The sequence below is a fragment of the Cupriavidus pauculus genome, assembly GCF_022179805.1.
Classification (GTDB): domain Bacteria; phylum Pseudomonadota; class Gammaproteobacteria; order Burkholderiales; family Burkholderiaceae; genus Cupriavidus; species Cupriavidus pauculus_E.
The window spans coordinates 181,638-200,075 of the sequence record NZ_BPUO01000010.1; the positions used below are offsets into that span (position 1 = coordinate 181,638).

The following is an 18,438-nucleotide window of genomic DNA, read 5'->3' on the forward strand; positions in this document are numbered from 1 at the left end:
TTAGCTGATGTTGTCCGCTGCTTCCCGCCCCTATATCGATGCCAGCGTCCCCGTGCTGCGCGAGCACGGTCTTGCCATTACCACGCACTTCTATCGCGAGATGTTCGCGGCCCGGCCCGAACTGAAGAACCTGTTCAACATGGGTAACCAGGCCAACGGCTCGCAGCAGCAATCGCTGGCCTCGGCGGTGTTCGCCTACGCGGCCAACGTCGACCGCGCCGATGTGCTGGCGCCCGTGGTGGAACGGATCGTCCACAAGCACGTGGCCGTCGGCCTGACCTCGGCGCACTACCCGATCGTTGGCAAATACCTGCTCGAAGCCATCGCCGCCGTGCTGGGCGATGCCGCCACGCCGCCGCTGCTGGCTGCCTGGGACGAGGCGTACTGGCTGCTGGCCGGCGAACTGATCGCCGCCGAGGCGCGCCTGTATGACCGGCACAACGTCAAGGCCGGCGAGCTGACGCGCGTGCGCGTGGTGCAGCGCGAACAGGAAGGCGACCAGGTGGTGGCGCTGACGCTGGCCGCCGCCGATGGCTCGTCGCTGCGTGACTTCGCGCCCGGCCAGTACATCAGCGTGGAGGCCATCCTGGCCGACGGGCACCGCCAGTTGCGCCAGTACTCGCTGTCCGGCGAGCGCGGGCTGCCGACGTGGCGCATCTCGATCAAGCGCGAAGACGGCAACGCCGAAACGCCGGCTGGCGCCGTGTCGAACTGGCTGCATGACAACGCGCATGTCGATACCACGCTGCAGGTCAGCACGCCGTGGGGCGACTTCGCGCCTGAACTCGACGATCGTCGTCCGATCGTGCTGATGTCGGCCGGTATTGGCGTAACGCCGATGGTGTCGGTGCTGCGTACGCTGGCCAAGGAAAATCCGCATCGCCCGGTACTGTTCGCACACGCCGCCCGTCACGGCGGACATCATGCGCACCGAAACGACCTGGCCTGGGCGCAAGAACGCATGCCGAACCTGCGTACCCACGTCAGCTATGAAACCCCGCATGCCGACGACGTGTCGGGCCGCGACTTCGACCATGCTGGCACGATGCCAATCGAGTCGCTGCTGAAGGCCGAGGACACTTCGGCGTTCAACGATGCGCGTTTCTATATGTGCGGCCCGATCGGGTTCATGCAGGCCCAGCGCCATGCGCTGATCAACGCGGGCATTCCGGTGGGGCATATCCATCGCGAAGTGTTCGGCCCCGATCTGCTCGACGATCTGCTCTGATCGTCCCCGGCCGCAGCGGTTGGCACGACTGACAGACAACCGACGCATGCGTCTGGTACGCTAGGCGACCTCATGATTTCGCCGCCTGGCGTACGCTCGTGCCAACCCTGACCCGGCCTGCCCTCCGTTTCGACCTGTCCGCTCCCTGGCTGCCGCGCGCAGCCAGTCTGTTGTTGTTTGTTGCACTGTGCGCCCTGGTCACGCACTGGGTACTGGTGTTCAGCGCGATGCGGACCATCCCCGTACCCAAATCGGCGCGCGTCGCCCAGACCGAGGCCGTGGAAACCGGCGCGGTTGCCACGCTCTTTGGTGGCAGCGCACAGTCTGGCGTCCGCGATGTGCAACTGATTGGCGTGGTGGCGGACCTCGACGGCGTCGGCCCGGCCGCTGCCATCCTGTCGCTGGACGGCGGCCCGCCGAAGTCCGTGCGCGTTGGCGCTACGCTTTCCCCGCAGATTCGCCTGACCGAAATCCACGGGCGCAACATCGTCATCGAACGCAATGGCGTGCGCCAGGAAATCGCGCTGCCGCTGCAGAACGCCGTATCGGTCGGACGTCCGGGCAGCGTTCCGGCATCGCCGCCCGCTGGCGCGGCCGCGCCGCTATCGACCCCGATGCCGCCGCCGGTACAGAACGTGCCCCCGGCTGTTTCCAGCGCGCCGGTACAGCCGTCCACGCCGCAGGGCCAGTTCCCGCAAGGTGCGCCGCAGCAAGGCTTTGTGCCGCCGCAGGAATTCCAGCAGGCGCCGCAACAGGGGCAAGCTGCTGTGAACCCATCGCAGCACGACTGATCAAATCGTAGAAATCCGCGTTTCAAAGCATTGCGCAATATTTGACTGTCTTGCGCATGTTTACGCGGCTAGTCGATTCTGTGAGGCCCGTAACATCGTATTAAAAGTGCCAACTCGGCACGGTTGTCTGCGTTCTAATCCGTACATGCCCAACGTGATGAAAAGGAGCACAGACATGCAACGCAATCACAAGACGCAGATCCTCAAGAACTTCATCGCGGCATCCGCCGTGTTCATGGCGGCCGGTGCCGCATTCGCCCAGACCACCCCGGCACCTGCCGCGCCTGCACCGCAGGCGGCGCCGCAAGGCGGCCCGGCTCCGCACCATCGCATGGGCGGCCCCGGCGAGCATGGCCATGGCGGCATGATGTGGATGAAGTCGGTCGACACCGATGGCGACGGCGCGATTTCGAAGGCGGAAGCCGACGCGCTGTTCAACAAGATCGACACGAACCACGACGGCAAGCTCGACAAGTCGGAGATGGCTGCGTATCGCAAGGCTGCCTGGGAGCAGCGCCGTACCGAGATGAAGGCCGAGTTCGAAGCCAAGTTCAAGGCGGCGGACAAGAACAACGACGGTGCGCTGACCAAGGACGAGTTCAAGGCTGCCTTCCCGCGCATGGCCAACCGCTTCGACAAGCTCGACGCCAACCATGATGGCAAGGTGACCATGGCCGAGATCCAGTCGGACATGCAGAAGATGCGCAACGAACGCCACGATCGCATGCAGCGCCGTGGTCCCGGCGGTGCCTCGGCCCCGGTGCCGTCGTCCAGCGGCAACTAAGTTGGTGTTTTCGCCAGAAACGCGGTCTTCGGGCCGCGTTTTTTATTTGGCTGGCACCATCCTTGCCTCGCTCCGCGTGACGTTTGCGGCCGCTGCAATTGGTCGCCGCAACAGTCCTTACATGAAATAAATTGCGGACTTGTGCACGACTTGCTAAATTTGCGCAAAAAAATTGCCGACAAACATTTTGCGGAGCAACAAAAAGTGAGCAAGGTGGAGCTGGACAAGATCGACCGGAAAATTCTGGAGGTCCTGCAGACCAACGGGAGACTGACCAACCTGGAGGTGGCGGAGCGCGTGAACCTCTCGCCAAGCCCCTGCCTGCGCCGCATTCGCAGGCTGGAGGAGATTGGCGTGATTCGCCAGTACGCCGCGCTGCTGGAGCCGTACAAGATCGGCCTGGGGCTGCTTGCCTATATCAACGTGCGGCTGGAAAAGCAGGGCGGCACGCCCAAGGGCAAGGCGCCGCTGGACCTGTTTCGCGCAGCCATCCAGAACTGGCCCGAAGTGGCGGCCTGCCATGCCATGACCGGGGAAATGGACCTGCTGCTCAAGGTCTATGTGGAAGACATGGAGCACTTTGCGCGCTTCATGCAGGAACAATTGCTGGCCCATCCCTCGGTCATCGACGTGCGTTCGAGCTTTGCACTCGAGTCGATCAAGGACACGACGGCGTTGCCGGTAGCCGGCGGCGCCTGAATCCGCTTCGCACCAAACAGAAACGGCGCACCTTGCGGGTGCGCCGTTTGTTTGTTCCTGGCCGGGAGCCCTTGTCAGGCGGTGCCCTTCTGCGGCACTAACGAGCGCCAGAAGCGCAGGCCGAAGCGGCGGACATCGCGCAGGTTGCGCCGGACCAGGTAGTCTAGGTCGGCCACTTGCTCGTCGATGGCCTCGGTCAGGCGGCTCACCGTGTCTGCGGGCGGCAGTTCCAGGTAGGCATCGGCCTCGCCGTACGCGTATTGGACCTTCATGCCGGCCTTCTTGGCAATGTGCATCATCGCCGCATTACGCGACAGGCAGTGCATGTACAGCGTGCGCACGTTCGTGTTGCGGCCATGCATGGCGGCGCGCTGGAACAGCGAGCTGCCGATGCCGCGGCCACGGGCGCTCTTGGAAACCGACACGCCGAACTCGGCCACACGGCCTTGGGCGTTGTCGCGCAGGTTGGCGAAGTGCCCGACGCCAACCAGCTCCAGGTGCTCGTCATAGACGCCAAACACGCTGTCGTGGTCGAAGTCGATGCTTTCCACATACGCCTCGATCACATGGTTGCCAACGGACTGGCCAAAACGGAGCAGGCGATCTTCCTCGCCCAGGGCGAGAAAATGCTTCTGCAGACGCGAGCGGTGATGGGCGGCCAGCTCGCGCACCAGGATGGTGTGGCGCTGGGCGGCCTGGCTGGCCTCGGCTGCACGGCGAAGATCTTCATCGGTTACGGCTCCGACGGCCTTGCTCAGTTCGAGCGGGTTCACTTGGTTTCCTTCTTCAGTGATCGGTATAAAAATAGCACCGTCGCGGTGGTTGTCCCTTCACTTTCAAAAAAGACCGTGCATTTGTGATGCACAATGGTTGATTCGGGCAAACACTAGGTTGCTGCGACGCGAAAAGTATTGTAGTGGAATTGTCAGTCTCGCGTAAGCATCCCTGCCGCCCGTGTGCGGCCGGAAAGTGTCGCAAGTCAAAAAGACAAGATAATTCATGGACTTACCTGCGCGGCTTGGACGACAAGGGCGCGCGCGTTGTGGATTTGCTGCAACGCCGCACCTTCTGGCTTAGTCTGTCGCATCAAGCCCTAATGGGAAAGACAAAGCCTTTTCATGAACGAGCCCCCCATTGTTGTGATCTATGCGCATCCTGCGCCGCGACGCTCCCGCGTCAACCACCCTTTGGCCGAGGCGCTAGCCGACCTGCCGCATGTAGAGGTTCGCGAGCTCTATCGCCTGTATGTCGACTATGACATCGACGTCGTGGCGGAGCAGCGGCTGCTGTCCACCGCCGAAACGGTGGTGCTGCTGTTCCCGGTACGTTGGTACAGCGTGCCGGCGCTGATGAAGCTCTGGCTCGACGACGTGCTGGAGATGGGCTGGGCGTACGGCCCGGGTGGTACAGCGCTGCGAGGCAAGTCGATGCTGGCCGTGGCGAGCACCGGCGGCCATGCCGACGCCTACGGCCCCGACGGCGTGCACGGCCATCCGATCGACGATTTCCTGCTGCCGCTGGAGCAGACCGCGCTGCAATGCGGCATGACGTGGATGCCGCCGATCGTGCTGCACGATGCCGACCGCGCCAACACCGACGCGGTGGCGCTGCACATCGAGCACGTGGCACGCCATCTGGCGGCGCCGCCGCTGCCTCCGGAAACCCTGGAGTGGCCGGAGACCGAGGCCAGCGGGGAGGATGCCTGATGAACCAGCATGACTTCCTGATTGCCCTGCTGGTGTTCCTGATGGCCGCCGTGGTGGCCGTGCCGGTTGCGCGCCGCTTCCAGTTGGGCGCGGTGCTGGGCTACCTGATTGCCGGCGCCGCCATCGGCCCATTTGCGCTGCGGCTGGTCACCAACGTCGAGTCGATTCTCCATTTCTCGGAGTTCGGCGTCGTGCTGATGATGTTCGTGATCGGCCTGGAACTGGAGCCACGCAAGCTCAAGGCGCTCAAGCAGAGCATCTTTGGCTACGGGTCGGTCCAGATGGTCACCTGCGCGCTGGCCATCGGCATCGTGGCCGCGCTGTTCGGCGCCACATGGCAGGTGGCGATAGTGGCCGGGCTGGGCCTGGCGTTGTCGTCGACGGCGATTGCCTTTGCCACGCTGGCCGAGCGCAACCTGATGCAGACCGGTGCCGGCGCGGCCAGCTTCGGCATTCTGCTGTTCCAGGACATCGCAGCCATTCCGATGATCGCGCTGCTGCCGTTGCTGGCGGCCGACGGCGTGGGTGCGGGCGCGACCGCGCATGGCCCCGAAAACTGGCAGACCGCCGCCAAGGCGGTGGCCGTGATCGGCGCGGTGGTGGTGGGTGGCCGCTACCTGGTGCGGCCGGCGCTGCGCGTGATCGCCCGGACCGGCATGCGCGAGATGTTCACGGCGTTCTCGCTGCTGCTGGTGGTGGGGATCGCGCTGATGATGGACGCGGTGGGCCTGTCGATGGCACTCGGCACCTTCGTGGCCGGCGTGCTGCTGGCGGACTCGGAATATCGCCATGCGCTGGAGGCCGACATCGAGCCGTTCAAGGGATTGCTGCTCGGCCTGTTCTTCATGGCCGTGGGCATGTCGATCGACTTCGGCATCCTGGCGCAGCAACCGGGCAAGGTGGTGGGCTTCGTGGTCGCCTTCGTGCTGGTCAAGACGCTGGTGCTGACGCTGCTGGCCAAGCGCTTCCGCGTGCAGCGCGGGCAGTGGCTGCTGTTTGCGCTGCTGATCTCGCAGGGCGGCGAGTTCGCGTTCGTGGTGTTCGCCGAGGCGCGCACGGTGGGCCTGCTGCCAAGGGAGACCGAGGCGCTGCTGGTGCTGATCGTGGCGCTGTCCATGGTGGTCACGCCGCTGTTGCTGCTGATGTTCGACCAGTTGCTGGCGCCGCGCCTCAACGCGATGTCGAAGCGGCCCGACGACGAGATCACGAACCATCACAATCCGGTGCTCATCGCCGGGTTTGGCCGGTTCGGGCAGATCATCGGCCGCCTGCTGTATGCCCAGGGCATTGGCGTTACCGTGCTGGACCACGACCCCGACCAGATCGAATTCCTGCGCCAGTACGGCTTCAAGATCTTCTATGGCGATGCCACGCGCGTGGACCTGCTGGAAGCGGCCGGGGCTGGCGAGGCAAAGATTCTGATCGTGGCGATCGAGGACCTGGACGACAACCTCGGCCTGATCGACAAGGTGCGGCATCGCTGGCCGGACCTGAAGATCTATACCCGGGCGCGGCACGTGTCGCACGTCTACCAGTTGATGGACCGCGGTATCGACGCCGACAGCTACGAGCGCGAGATGTTCGAGGGTTCGCTGATGCTGGGACGCAAGGTGCTGGAAGGGCTGGGCTTCGACAAAGTGGAAGCCCGGGGCGTGGCGCTGCGCTTCCGCCGTCACAATATCGAGGCTATCGACCGCTTCTATCCGTACTACAAGGATCAGAAGAAGCTGGTCTCGATGGCCAAGCAGGCGCGCGACGAACTGGAGGAAATGTTCCGCCAGGACCGCGACCAGCGCCGCAAGCAGGAAGAGGCCGAGTGGTCCTAGCGGGTGGCCGCGCTGGCGCCTGGCATGCCGGGCGCCAGGCCGTTTTCCAGCAACCCGACTACCATCTCGGCAAACTGGGCGTATGACAGCTTGCCACCTGGCTTGAGCCACGTGAACGTCCAGTTGATCATGCCGAAGACGGTCATGGTCAGCGCGGTCTGGTTGTCGCGCGTCACGCGCTCCGGATAGGCCAGTTGCAGCAGGCGCGCGAACGCGGCCACCACGTCGCGTTCGCGCTGCAGGATCTGGTTGCGCTGTTCTTCCGCCAGGAATTTCACATCGTTGATCAGCGCAATGTGGCGTGTCTGCGAGGTCTCGTATTCGGCAAGGAAGGCGCGCAGCAGGTGGCTGAAGGTTTCCCGATGGCCATGCCCCAGCCGCGTGCCGTCGGCTTCCACGCCGGTGACAATCTGCATGAGCTGCCGGGTGTAGCGGTCCAGCAGGTCGAACAGGATGGCTTCCTTGCTTTCGTAGTAATGGTAAAGCCGCGCCTTGGAGGTGCCACAGGCGGCGGCCAGGTCGGCCATCGATGTACTGGGATAGCTGGTGGCGGCGAATGCGGTGGCCGCCAGGTCCAGGATCTGCTCGCGTTGCGCCTCGAAATCGGGCGCCTTGGTTCTTGCCATAGGGGTCGGATCGATCCGCCTGTTGTTCTGTGTTCGGTGTTCTGTTGTTCGGTGCCCGGCTACGGCGTCATTCGGCGCTGGTGGCCAGATGGTTGCGGCGCAGTTCGCAGGATTCCAGGCTTTCCGGGTTGCCGCGCAGCTCCAGCTGCCCGGTGCTGACCAGTTCCCGGCAGCGCCAGAACACGAACCAGTCGCTTGCCAGCAGGCCCTCGATGGCGCCCATCACGCTGCCCACTACCTGGGCGGCGGCGGTCCAGTCCTGAGGGGCGCGGTCCAGGATCACGTCGTCCACGTTGTGATAGGCCGCCGGCACCAGCGTATTGCCCTTCCACAGTCGCACGTCGGCGTTTTCCTTGACGTTCTGCTGCCACTCGTAGCCCAGCCGGCCCAGGCGCAGTACCGACACCGGCGCAATCGTCGAAAAGCGACGCGCCAGGCGGGACGCCGGATACATGCCGATGGCGGTCAGGCTGCCGTGGGTGGGTGTCTCCAGCTCGCGCAGGTCCATCGGCACCTCGTTGATGCGCTGGGGCGCCTGGTACAGGTGAAACACCACGCGGCGTAGCATCAACTGGTCTGACGCGCTCTGGCCGTGCCAGACGGCCACTTCCATGTTCTCGCGGCGCAGTTGCTGGAACTGGTCCAGCGCCTGGCGCATTTCGGCGGCGAAGTCGATATCGGTGTGCGGAGCCACCCGTTGCCAGAAGCCGGAGCGGATCAGGCCGGTGCTGTCGATATCGGCGATCGGCCCCACGGCCAGGTCGTCGCGCAGGACGACCACCGGGTCGGGGCGGGCTGCCTGTGCCAGTGCCTGGCGTAGGGTGTTGCCCGCGACATCGCCGTTGACGACATGTATGTATTGCATGACCGTGATTGTATAGGGAGCGACGGGTGCCGGACCTCCGGTCGCGGCCGCCGGAACCGCCGGCAGGCGGCCTCGAAGCGGGCGATGCGACGCATGAAGCGTGTTCCGCCATTGTAATCACGGCATGCCGTTCGCCGGGCATCGGCGGGTGTCTGACATGTGGGATTCCCGCCATATGCGACATCCCCTTGACACCCATCAGCACGTCGGTCAGCGGCTACCGTTCGTCGTAGCTGACCACCACCTTCGGGGTCAGCGCGCGCGCCTGGCACGTCAAGACGAAGCCTTTCTCCATTTCCCACGGTTCGAGCGTGTAGTTCTTCTCCATCTCCACCTTGCCCTCCAGCACCTTGGCGCGGCAGGTACAGCAGACGCCGCCCTTGCAGGCATAGGGCAGGTCCAGGCCGGCGGCCAGCGCGGTGTCCAGCACCCGGGCGTCGTTGGTCAGCGGCAGGCGCATCTTGTGCTGCTTGCCGTCCAGCACCACCACCAGTTCGGCCGTATCGCCGTGGTCAGTGAGGGCCGGTGCGGCGGCTTTCGGCTGGGTCAGCGGTACGCCGAACCGCTCGGCGTGGATGCGATGGGGGTCCAGCCCGGCCGCCTTGAGCGCGTCCTCGACCTCGTCGATCATCGACGCCGGGCCGCAGACAAAGGCCGCGTCGATATCGTCCACGGGCAGCAGCGTTTGCAGGAAGGCGTCCACGCGTTCGCGGTCCAGCCGGCCGTGCAGCAGATCCACCTCCTGCGGCTGGCGCGACAGCACGTGGTACAGCGTGAAGCGCGACAGGTACTGGTTCTTCAGGTCTTCGAGCGCCTCGGAGAAGATGATCGTGTCGACGCTGCGGTTGCCGTAGATCAGCGTAAAGCGGCTGTGCGGCTCCACGGCCAGCGTGGTGCGGATCAGGGACAGCACGGGCGTGATGCCGCTGCCGGCGGCAAAGGCCACGTAATGGCGCGCGGCACCGACGTCCAGCGGCACATGAAAGCGGCCGTCGGGCGTCATCACGTCGAGCATCTGCCCGGCGCCGACGGTGTCATGGACCCACGTCGAGAAAACGCCGTCGTCGACGAGCTTCACGGCCACGCGCAGCTCGCCGCGCTCGTCGTAGTCCTGCACCCCGCAGCAGATCGAATACGAACGGCGGACGTCCTTGCCCTCGACCGGTGCCTTGATGGTCAGGAACTGACCCTGGGTGAAGCGATAGGCGTCGCGCAATTCCGGCGGAACCTCGAAGGCAATCGACACCGTATCGGAGGTTTCCGGGCGAACCTGCGCCACGCGCAGCGGATGGAACTGTGGGGTCATGGGCCGGTGCGGGGTCAGTAGGGTTTGAAGTAGTCGAACGGCTCGCGGCAGTCGAGGCAACGGTAGAGCGCCTTGCAGGCCGTGGACGCAAAACGCGACAACTCCTGCGTATGCACGCTGCCACAGCGCGGGCAGGCAATGGCGGGCACCTGCTTCGGGCGGGGCACGAAACGCAGCGGCCGGACGTTGCCATCGGCGGTCGTCGGCGACGCGCATTGCCCGGGCGGGGCGATGCCATAGGCACGCAGGTTGGCGCGGCCCTCTTCCGTGATCCAGTCGGTGGTCCACGCCGGGGCCAGTACGGTACGCACGCGCCATGGCGCCAGTCCGGCGGCATCGAGTGCGCGGCCGACGTCTTCCTCGATCTGCGACATGGCTGGGCAGCCCGAGTACGTCGGTGTGATGATGGCCTCGATGGTCTGGCCGTCGTTCGCCAACACGACATCGCGCAGGATGCCTAGGTCACGGATCGACACCACCGGGATTTCCGGATCGGGCACGGCTTCCAGCGCTGCCCAGGCAAGCGCCAGCCGGTCTTCGGCAGCGGCCGGGACTTCGCTGCGCGCGAAGGCCGGGGCAAACGGCGAGATCGGGGAGGGCGTCGTCATCAAGGGATCGGCTGGAATCACATGCATGGCCGGGACCCCTGTCACCACTGCGCGCCCGGATGGGCACGCGCCAGCCCCTGCAGCTCGCCCAGCAGGTAGCTCATGTGTTCGGAATGCACGCCGTGCTTGCCGGTGGAAACGAAGGCCGATGGTGCCGGGCGGCGCAGCGTGGCGTCTTCCAGCGTGGCCGATACCGTGGCTTCCCACGCGTCACGCAGGTCGATGGTCTGCACGCCTACGCCCTGTGCGGCGGCTTGCTGCTCCACCGCATCGGCGGCAAAGCATTCGTTCATGTACGGCAGAAGATGGTCGAGCGCGCGCTGCATGCGATCGTGGGACGCTTCGGTGCCGTCGCCCAGGCGCACCACCCAGTCGGCCGCGTGGTGCAGGTGGTAGCGCACCTCCTTAGCCGACTTGGCTGCGATGGCCGCCAGGTCGGCGTCGCGGCTTTGCTCCAGCGCGGGCCACAACTCGGCCATCAGCGCGCTGTACAGGAAGTTGCGCATGATAGTGACGGCGTAGTCGCGGTCGACGCGCGCCGTGCCGGCCAGCGGGCCGTGGTGCGGCAGCTCCTGTAGCGTCCAGTTGCGGAATTCGTTCTCGTTGCGCCAGTAGGCGTAGTCGTCCTCGTGCCGGACCCGGCCGGTGAGCTTGCCTTCCAGCGTGCCGGCATGGCTGTACAGAAGCCGGGCCTGGCCGATGAGGTCGAGGCTGATGTTGGCCAGTGCGATGTCTTCTTCCAGCGCGGGCCCATGGCCGCACCATTCGGCGTTGCGCTGGCCAAGGATCAGCGCGTTGTCGGCAAGGCGCAGCACGTACTGCAGCGGCGCGGTCTGTGCCAGCGGCAGGTGCGCCAGGGCGAGGCTGTCGGTGACAATGGTTTGCGTCATGGTGCCGGCCTTACATGTGGTTCACTTCGTCGGGCAACTGGTAGAACGTGGGGTGCCGGTAGATCTTGTCGGCGGCAGGGTCGAACAGCTCGCCCTTTTCGGCCGGTGCGCTGGCCGTGATGGCCGTCGACGGCACCACCCAGATCGAGACGCCTTCCTGCCGGCGCGTGTAGACGTCGCGCGCCATGTGCAGCGCCTGCTGGGCATCGGCCGCGTGCAGGCTGCCGCAATGCTTGTGTTCCAGGCCCTGCTTGCTGCGGACGAATACCTCCCACAGCGGCCATTCCTTCTGTTGTGTCATGGTGGTTTCCTCTTGGGCAGGTCAGGCGGCCCGGGCGGGCGTTTCGCGCCGTGCGCGTTTTTCGGCATGGGCGAGCGCGGCTTCGCGTACCCAGGCGCCGTCGTCATGGGCCTTCACGCGGGTGGCCAGGCGCTCGCGATTGCAGGGGCCGTCGCCATTGATCACGCGCCAGAACTCTTCCCAGTCCAGCGGGCTGTAGTCGTAGTGGCCGCGCTCGGCATTCCAGACCAGACCGGGGTCGGGCAGCGTCACGCCAAGTACCTTGGCCTGTTCGACCGTGGCATCGACAAACTTCTGGCGCAGGTCATCGTTCGAGATGCGCTTGATGCCCCAGGCCATGGTCTGGGCGCTGTTGGTAGACGCCGAATCGGGCGGCCCGAACATCATCAGCACCGGAAACCACCAGCGGTCGACGGCGTCCTGCACCATGGCGCGCTGGTCTTCCGTGCCGCGCATCATCGCCAGCAGCGCATCAAAGCCCTGGCGCTGGTGGAACGATTCTTCCTTGCAGATGCGGATCATGGCCCGCGCATACGGGCCGTACGAACAGCGGCACAGCGGAATCTGGTTCATGATAGCCGCGCCATCCACCAGCCAGCCAATCACGCCAACATCGGCCCACGTGAGTGTGGGGTAGTTGAAGATCGATGAATACTTGGCGCGGCCGGTGTGCAGCGCGTCGACCAGGTCGTCGCGCGAGGCGTTGAGCGTTTCCGCCGCGCTATATAGATAGAGGCCGTGGCCGCCTTCGTCCTGCACCTTGGCCAGCAGGATGGCCTTGCGCTTGAGCGACGGCGCGCGGCTTATCCAGTTTCCCTCGGGTTGCATGCCGATGATTTCGGAGTGCGCGTGCTGCGAGATCTGCCGCACCAGCGTCTTGCGGTACGCCTCGGGCATCCAGTCCATCGGCTCGATCTTGGCGTCTTCGGCCATGCGTGCGTCAAAGGCGGCCTGCCGCGCGTCAGCGCCGCTGTCAACGGAGGCCATCGCGTGCGGAGGCTGGCCGGGCAGGTCGAGGCTCTGTGTGTACATCACGTCTCCTTGACTTTCGTCTTTGGCGGGGTGCCCGGCCGGTTCGTTTTCTTGAGGTTCTGATGACGCCGGGCGGTCCGCTAACTATATATATAAACCGACCGGTCGGTCAATTTAAAGGTTTGACGATGGCATTGGTGGAGCGCTTTCAGAATAGGCTCAAACACGTGTGTCCAACGCCACGTGTAGTATCGAGCTTCCACGTCTTAATGGAGGGCAAGCTATGTCGAGCAAGGCTTACAGCAAGATCGCGGTGGCGGTGGACGGCAGCACTACGTCGGACCTGGCACTTCAGGAGGCCATTCGCGTTGCCAGCGGCGGCGGTACCGTGCTGGCGCTCTACGTCGTCGACAACGGCGTCATGCTGTTCGATGCCGGATTCTATGATCCGACGCAGATCGAACGGGCCTACCTGGACAGTGGCAAGAAGGCGCTCGACGTTGCCGGCGCGGTGCTTGGCGCGGCGGGCGTGACCTTCGAGACCAGGCTCGTCAGCGATCCAGCCGTGATTGGCGATATCGCCGGCTCGATCAATGCGGCGGCGAGCGAGTGGGGCGCCGACCTGCTGGTCATCGGCACGCACGGCCGCCGTGGCGTGCGTCGCCTGGTGCTGGGCAGCGTTGCCGAAGCGGTGATTCGCCAGTCGACCACGCCGGTGCTGCTGGTGCGCGGCAAAGAGTCGGCAGACTGAGAGCCGACCAAGGGCCCACTACGCGGCCAGCAAATCAGCCAGCAAAGCGGAAGTGCCCGCCGCGCAGCACGATCTCTCGCGCTTCGGTCAGCTCGAATAACGATTCGGCGAGCTGCTCGATGCGCTTGCGATTGGTCGTGAACGCGCGCACGAGGTCTTCCTCGCGCGCCGACTGCGCCCCGCAATAGGCTTCAAGCGCCTCCGCCGTGACCGAGTATTGCGACCGGTTGCCGTTGACCGTTGCGGGGCAGGACAGCGTCAGGCTGGCTCCGCAGTAGGTGGGAATGGTGCTGGGGAAGGTGATATCGACCATGGCGTACCTCGTCTTGCCGGGAACGGGGAAACGGCGAATATCCTTTCAATATAGGCAATCGAGGATTCCCGGCAAGGCGGCCAGCGTTTTCGGCGGGGAAATCCGTGAAACGCGTCAGCCAATGCGCGCATTCGGCATGCGTAAGCGCCTGGCCGTGACCTGTTCCGCGGCAAGCGTACGCAAGGTGGCGACGGTGCGATGTGCGCTGTCGATGTGGGCGTCGGCATAGGCACACTGTTCGGCCAGGAAATGCTCGAATGGTGCGTCCGACGGCGTCAGCGGCGCCACGCGTGCGGGCGCCACGACTGCGCTGATGCCAGTGCGGCCGGGGCGCACAGCCACTTCGGCCAGCCGGGCTTCCAGGTCAGTCAGCAGGTTCTGGATGGCCAGGCCGGGCGACGCATGACTCTCGCCCGATTCGGCACTCGCGCGCACCAGACCGGCCAGCGACGCCATGCGTCTTGCCGTCACATGGAGCGCGGTATGCGCGGCGCCAAGCTGGGCGTCGAGTTCGCCGGCACATTGCGCCAAGGTGTCCTCGGCCCGCGTCGATGCCCGGCCCGCCGCCACCCGTAGTGCTTCCAGCCGCATGCGGGCCGGCGTGAGGCTGCGGGCCGTACTGACCGCCGCACGCAGATAGACGGCATTGACGGACAACGCGTCCAGGCTATGCCGATAGGTGCGAGAGAGTTCGGCGCGCGGGGCCAGTATGTAATAGCTGGCCAATGCGATCACGCATCCGATGGCGGTATCCAGGCCGCGCAGCGCCGCAACATGGCTGCTGCTCGAAGTGGGTTCGCCTAGCCACGAGAACAGGATCACGGCCGGCGTGAGGCAGAATGCAAAACCGCCTGCGCTACCGGCCAGCCGCAGCGTGTAGGCGGCAGCCAGCGATATCGCACTCAGGCCAAGTGCCACCATCGGACTAGGATGCGCAAGGCCAACCACGCAGGCCACCAGGGCGCCCGCCAGGGATCCCGCGAAGCGCTTGAACGAAATCTGCCGGGTGGTTTGAAGGCGCGGGCTCAGCACCATGATCACGGTCACGGCCACCCAGTAACCATGGTCGACCTGCAACAACTGCGACGGCAGCAGGCTCAGGCCCCCGGCAAACGCGAGTCGCAGGCCGTGCCGGGTTACCCGTGCGTCGCGCGCGGCGATGTCGGCGAGGGTATGACCAATGCGGTCGACCAGGCCAGCAAGCCCGGCATCGGGCCAGGCGAACGATTCGCGCCAGCGGTCGAACGACGGGTGCTGGGCCAGCGCAGCCAGGGCGGACTGGTAGGCGGGCGGCGCGCCGGCATTGGCCCGTTGGCCGATCAGCCGGCGTACGTCGCGAGCCAGCAGGGCGCTGAGCGCGGGCAGATCCGGTGCGTGCCGTGCCAGCGCCTGCCGTACCTGCGCCTGCGTATCCACCAGGCAGCGTGCGGCATAGGGCAACGGTAGGCCGTGATGGTCGCCAGCGCGCTCGCGCAATTCGCCGGCCACGATCAGCAACGCAAAAATGGCGTCGGCCACCGTGACGGCATAGGCGTAATGCAGCAATCCGACCGGATCGATCATGCCGCGCCGCGCATTGACCGCGGACCGCGCGGCCTCGATGCGCTGCCGGATTTCCTGCTTGTAGACCGAGGTCTCACGCGGGTGCGGCTCGGCAAGGCCGTCGGCAAAGCGCTGTAAGGCATCGTAGACAGCAATGATTTCCGCCCGTGGACGTCCATCACGCTGCGATGGAATCAGCACCAGGCAGACCAGGCAGGCAAATACGCCGCCGCGCAGGTAGTCCACGCCCGACGACCAGATGTGGACGAGCGCGGAAGGATCCGTCACGGGTTGCAGGCAGGCCGCGATCAGCACGACGTAAAGCAGCTTGAAGCACAGCGCGGCAGAGGGTCCGCGTATCTCGGCCAGCCCCGCAACGACGCCGGCGGACACGACGACCACCAGTGCCGCCAACGGCGACGCCGCCAGGCTGGCGCCAATCACACTGGCGACGGCGCCGCCGATGCCCACCGCCCCCAGCCCTCGCATGCGGGCCCCCGCCGTACCCTGGCGATCGGCAAGACAAGTCCAGATCGATGCCGTGGCCGACCACAGGTAACCGTGGTCACCGGTCAGCCAGGCAATACCCGCCAGAGCGAGAAACGAGATCGCATAGACCACGCCCCGTTGCAGAAAGGCAGTATCTGGCCAGAAGGAAAGGGAGCGCAGGGCGCGACGCATGGCTGGGGGCGGTCCGTCGAGGTATCAGGGTGAGTACGGATGCCACTCTACGGCGAGCATTGTTGCGTTGCAACAAATTCGCGGGTTGGCCAAGATTTGCGCTGGCACAGTGCGAGTTCGCACCAATAGGGGGAAATGTGATGTAGGCGGTGCAATTGCCGCATTTCTGATGGTCAGCGACTGAAAAGACTCCAGCGGCCCGCTGATTCCCCAGATTTTGGGCAAAAAAAACCCGCGCAGGTTGTGCGCGGGTTGGAATCCACCGAGGTGGTGGAGGAGACAGACTTCACTATACACGAGTTGTTGCGACGCACCAAGCTCGGCGTAATCAAATGCCTGCAAGACAGCACAATCTACGTTGTTGTCGTACAACAAAGACTGGTAAATCAGCGAAAGAGATAGGCAATCCACACCGCAGCGGCCAGGCCTACGACATCGGCGAAGAGCGCGCAGGCCATTGCGTGCCGTGTATTCCGCACATTGACGCTGCCGAAATAGACGGCCAGTACATAGAACGTCGTTTCGGTAGATCCTTGAATGATTGCCGCCAGGCGTCCCTGGAAGGAATCCACGCCGTACGCGGTCATGACATCCACCATGAGGCCACGCGCGCCGGCGCCAGAGAGGATCTTCATCAATCCAACCGGGAGCGCCGGCACGAAATCCGTGTCGACACCGATCCAAGTAAATCCCTTGGTCAGCCCGATCATCACCACATCCATGCAGCCGCTGGCTCGGAACAGTCCGATCGCTACCAGGATGGCAACCAGGTAGGGAATGATCTGAACGGCAACGCCAAAGCCTTCCTTGGCGCCGTCGATAAACGCGTCATAGACATTGACCCGCCGCAGCGCTCCACATACCAGGAAGAGGGTAATCAAAGACAGGATGAACCCGCTGCCGGCCAGTGCGGCCATTTGGCTGACCTGGTCCGGCGGCGCGTGTCGCAGCCATGCGAACAGGCCCGCAACCGCTGCCCCCGTCAGGGCGAACGCCACCAACACGGCGGGTTTGAAGAGATTCAGCCGCTGCACCCACGCTACGGCCAACAGGCCGGCCAGGCACGATGCCCCGGTTGCCAGCAAGGTCGGCAGGAAAATGTCGGCCGCATTGAAATTGACCAGCCCCTGCTTGACAGCGATGGCCTGCCGGATGGCGATAACGGAAGTCGGAATCAGCGTCAGCCCGGCCGTATTCAATACGATGAACATAATCTGGGCATTTGTCGCCGTATCCGGCTGGCGATTCAACGTCTGCAGTTCGCGCATGGCCGTCAGGCCCAGCGGCGTCGCGGCGTTGTCCAGGCCAAGCATGTTGGCGGACACGTTCATCATCATCGCCCCCTGCGCCGGATGCCCCTGCGGCACGCCGGGAAAGAAGTGCCGCAGCAATGGGTTCACCATCCGGGCAAACAGGTCGATCACGCCGGCACGCTCGCCAATGCGCATGATGCCGATCCACAGGCTCATCACGCCAACCAGGCCCAGGGAAATCTCGAACGCTGTGCGGGAGCTGTCGAACAGGCTGGCCAGCAAAGCCGGAAACACCGCCGTATCGCCGCCAATGAGCCGCACGCAGGCGGCGAGAAATGACAATAGGAAAAATCCGAGCCAGACGAGGTTCAGTGCCATCGACGTAAATAAGGCCAGTGGAGGGCTTCACCGCGCGGGGCGCAGCGAAGCCTTGCATCATAGCCTGCTGCCCTCATGCGATGTCAGCACCACGTTCCACCAGCAGGGCCCGCAGGATCGAGCGGTGACATTGAGATTCGTCCTCGCAGTAGCAACCCAGCGAAAAATTCGTCTGATGGGAAAAGGCCGTGAGCAGATCCAGTGTGCGGCTGGCATCGGGTTGCGCCATCTCGGTGCGAAAGCGCTTCTCGAAGGCACGCCACGCCTTGGGGTCGTTGGCGGCCTGAGCTTCCTGGGCCTGTGCCACCAGCTCTGCCGAGGGTGAAAGCGATGGATACCAGACATCGTAGAAATCACGGCTCGCAAACTCGGCCTTGGGCACGCCACGCGGCGGTCGCCGCACAGTGCCCATGCGCAGGCCTTCGTCCTTTGCGCGGGGTTCGCCAAGTCTGACGATACGGATGGTCATCGAATAGTCTCCAGGAGTTGTGCCGTGACGGCGCGGGTCAAAGCCTCTTCTTCTAATAGTGCGAGTGCCAGCTTAAGACAGTTCCTAAAACAGGTGCTGCGCCCCCTGCGGCAATGGTCCTTCTCCAGGTGTTTTTGGCTTTTTTCAAAAAGGGCTTGCACACTGCCCGGAAGCCGTCTAGTATTCGCCCCCTCGCAACACGAAGCGCACTGCAAACGCAGCAGCGACAAGGGTTGAGGGGTTAGCGGTGGTTGGTGGTGCAGAAGGTTTGCAGCGCTGACCGGCAGAAAAAAGTTTCTGCAAACTGTTGACGAAACGCTGAATGCTCTGCATAATCTCGTTTCTCCGCTGCGACGAAATGACGGCAACGTCAGGGACGCAGCGACAGCGAACGGCAAAGCCGGTCGCTGAAGTTCTTTAACAAACAAACAACCGATAAGTGTGGGCGC

Annotated in this window: 19 protein-coding genes; 7 read left to right on the forward strand and 12 right to left on the reverse strand. The window is 64.5% G+C overall.

Annotation, left to right across the window (positions count from 1 at the left end; all coding sequences use genetic code 11):
- Positions 1–7 precede the first annotated feature (7 nt).
- The 4 genes from MFF62_RS21270 (at position 8) to MFF62_RS21285 (ending at position 3,502) form a co-directional block, all read left to right on the forward strand.
- The gene (locus MFF62_RS21270) at positions 8–1,228 is read left to right on the forward strand and encodes a globin domain-containing protein (RefSeq protein ID WP_238265110.1); all 1,221 of its coding nucleotides are present in this window, start codon (positions 8–10) and stop codon (positions 1,226–1,228) included.
- A 98-nt stretch (positions 1,229–1,326) separates the two neighbouring features.
- A complete protein-coding gene (locus MFF62_RS21275) occupies positions 1,327–2,019 on the forward strand; it encodes a hypothetical protein (protein ID WP_404990806.1) in 693 nt (230 codons plus the stop codon).
- Positions 2,020–2,194: 175 nt separating this feature from the next.
- Positions 2,195–2,803: an EF-hand domain-containing protein gene (locus MFF62_RS21280; RefSeq protein ID WP_238265111.1), complete on the forward strand. Its 609-nt coding sequence runs from the start codon at positions 2,195–2,197 to the stop codon at positions 2,801–2,803.
- 204 nt (positions 2,804–3,007) lie between these two features.
- Entirely contained in the window at positions 3,008–3,502 is a 495-nt protein-coding gene (locus MFF62_RS21285; RefSeq protein ID WP_238265112.1) for an Lrp/AsnC family transcriptional regulator, read from the forward strand.
- Between the two features lie 74 nt (positions 3,503–3,576).
- Here the strand turns inward: MFF62_RS21285 and MFF62_RS21290 are convergent, their stop codons facing one another.
- The gene (locus MFF62_RS21290) at positions 3,577–4,275 is read right to left on the reverse strand and encodes a GNAT family N-acetyltransferase (RefSeq protein ID WP_238265113.1); all 699 of its coding nucleotides are present in this window, start codon (positions 4,273–4,275) and stop codon (positions 3,577–3,579) included.
- A gap of 345 nt (positions 4,276–4,620) precedes the next feature.
- Between MFF62_RS21290 and kefF the strand changes: the two genes are divergently transcribed.
- Together kefF and kefC are read left to right on the forward strand one after the other, a co-directional pair.
- On the forward strand, positions 4,621–5,208 hold the full coding sequence (kefF, locus tag MFF62_RS21295) for a glutathione-regulated potassium-efflux system oxidoreductase KefF (protein ID WP_238265114.1): 588 nt from the start codon (positions 4,621–4,623) through the stop codon (positions 5,206–5,208).
- Positions 5,208–7,034, forward strand: coding sequence for a glutathione-regulated potassium-efflux system protein KefC (kefC, locus tag MFF62_RS21300; protein WP_238265115.1), 1,827 nt, complete (start codon positions 5,208–5,210; stop codon positions 7,032–7,034). Before kefF ends, kefC begins: the two co-directional genes overlap by 1 nt.
- Here the strand turns inward: kefC and MFF62_RS21305 are convergent.
- From MFF62_RS21305 to paaA, 7 genes are all read right to left on the reverse strand, one after another.
- Positions 7,031–7,660, reverse strand: coding sequence for a TetR/AcrR family transcriptional regulator (locus tag MFF62_RS21305; protein WP_238265116.1), 630 nt, complete (start codon positions 7,658–7,660; stop codon positions 7,031–7,033). The genes kefC and MFF62_RS21305 overlap by 4 nt on opposite strands.
- A gap of 67 nt (positions 7,661–7,727) precedes the next feature.
- Complete coding sequence (locus MFF62_RS21310; protein ID WP_238265117.1) at positions 7,728–8,525, reverse strand: DUF1835 domain-containing protein; 798 nt, start codon at positions 8,523–8,525, stop codon at positions 7,728–7,730.
- A gap of 217 nt (positions 8,526–8,742) precedes the next feature.
- Complete coding sequence (gene paaE, locus MFF62_RS21315; protein ID WP_238265118.1) at positions 8,743–9,831, reverse strand: 1,2-phenylacetyl-CoA epoxidase subunit PaaE; 1,089 nt, start codon at positions 9,829–9,831, stop codon at positions 8,743–8,745.
- Positions 9,832–9,845: 14 nt separating this feature from the next.
- Positions 9,846–10,457: a 1,2-phenylacetyl-CoA epoxidase subunit PaaD gene (paaD, locus tag MFF62_RS21320; protein ID WP_404990808.1), complete on the reverse strand. Its 612-nt coding sequence runs from the start codon at positions 10,455–10,457 to the stop codon at positions 9,846–9,848.
- A 23-nt stretch (positions 10,458–10,480) separates the two neighbouring features.
- Positions 10,481–11,329: a 1,2-phenylacetyl-CoA epoxidase subunit PaaC gene (gene paaC / locus MFF62_RS21325; protein WP_238265120.1), complete on the reverse strand. Its 849-nt coding sequence runs from the start codon at positions 11,327–11,329 to the stop codon at positions 10,481–10,483.
- Positions 11,330–11,339: 10 nt separating this feature from the next.
- Positions 11,340–11,630 (reverse strand): 1,2-phenylacetyl-CoA epoxidase subunit PaaB, encoded by a 291-nt coding sequence (gene paaB, locus MFF62_RS21330; protein ID WP_238265121.1) that lies wholly within the window; start codon positions 11,628–11,630, stop codon positions 11,340–11,342.
- A gap of 21 nt (positions 11,631–11,651) precedes the next feature.
- A complete protein-coding gene (paaA, locus tag MFF62_RS21335) occupies positions 11,652–12,662 on the reverse strand; it encodes a 1,2-phenylacetyl-CoA epoxidase subunit PaaA (RefSeq protein ID WP_238265122.1) in 1,011 nt (336 codons plus the stop codon).
- Between the two features lie 223 nt (positions 12,663–12,885).
- Here paaA and MFF62_RS21340 point away from each other — a divergent pair, with 223 nt between their 5' ends.
- Complete coding sequence (locus MFF62_RS21340; RefSeq protein ID WP_238265123.1) at positions 12,886–13,353, forward strand: universal stress protein; 468 nt, start codon at positions 12,886–12,888, stop codon at positions 13,351–13,353.
- A 34-nt stretch (positions 13,354–13,387) separates the two neighbouring features.
- On the opposite strand, the gene MFF62_RS21345 is transcribed toward MFF62_RS21340, so the two are convergent.
- The 4 genes from MFF62_RS21345 to MFF62_RS21360 form a co-directional block, all read right to left on the reverse strand.
- Complete coding sequence (locus MFF62_RS21345) at positions 13,388–13,666, reverse strand: DUF1488 family protein (RefSeq protein WP_238265124.1); 279 nt, start codon at positions 13,664–13,666, stop codon at positions 13,388–13,390.
- 114 nt (positions 13,667–13,780) lie between these two features.
- Entirely contained in the window at positions 13,781–15,889 is a 2,109-nt protein-coding gene (locus MFF62_RS21350; RefSeq protein WP_238265125.1) for an FUSC family protein, read from the reverse strand.
- A gap of 386 nt (positions 15,890–16,275) precedes the next feature.
- Entirely contained in the window at positions 16,276–17,520 is a 1,245-nt protein-coding gene (locus MFF62_RS21355) for a nucleoside recognition domain-containing protein (protein ID WP_238265126.1), read from the reverse strand.
- Positions 17,521–17,593: 73 nt separating this feature from the next.
- A complete protein-coding gene (locus MFF62_RS21360) occupies positions 17,594–17,989 on the reverse strand; it encodes a DUF488 domain-containing protein (protein ID WP_238265127.1) in 396 nt (131 codons plus the stop codon).
- Positions 17,990–18,438 lie beyond the last annotated feature (449 nt).